This window comes from Citrobacter sp. Cs237 (assembly GCF_030332325.1).
Taxonomy (GTDB): Bacteria; Pseudomonadota; Gammaproteobacteria; order Enterobacterales; family Enterobacteriaceae; genus Citrobacter_A; species Citrobacter_A sedlakii.
In genome coordinates this window covers 1-360 of the sequence record NZ_JAOWIB010000082.1, presented here as the reverse complement: position 1 = coordinate 360, position 360 = coordinate 1, and the positions used below count along the sequence as shown (strand labels likewise).

The window sequence follows — 360 nt, the reverse complement described above, 5'->3', positions numbered from 1 at the left end:
TGCTGATATGGCTCAGTTGGTAGAGCGCACCCTTGGTAAGGGTGAGGTCCCCAGTTCGACTCTGGGTATCAGCACCACTTCACTTCTCCTTCCCGTGTTTTCTCTGTAACGACTCAATGATTCAACAGTCAGGCATATCGCCTGGTTGATGTGGTGATATCACCGATTTATCCGTGTCTTAGAGGGACAATCGATGTCTAAAGAAAAGTTTGAACGTACAAAACCGCACGTTAACGTCGGTACTATCGGCCACGTTGACCATGGTAAAACAACGCTGACCGCTGCAATCACTACCGTACTGGCTAAAACCTACGGCGGTGCTGCTCGCGCATTCGACCAGATCGATAACGCGCCGGAAGA

At 50.3% G+C, this 360-nt stretch carries 1 protein-coding gene and 1 tRNA gene; both read left to right on the top strand.

The genetic code is table 11. The features are described 5' to 3' along the window. Position 1: 1 nt before the first annotated feature. Positions 2-77, top strand: a tRNA-Thr gene (locus tag OGY07_RS02920). A 116-nt stretch (positions 78-193) separates the two neighbouring features. After that, positions 194-360: GTP-binding protein (locus OGY07_RS02915; RefSeq protein WP_001326213.1), on the top strand; the 167-nt coding region annotated here is incomplete at its 3' end.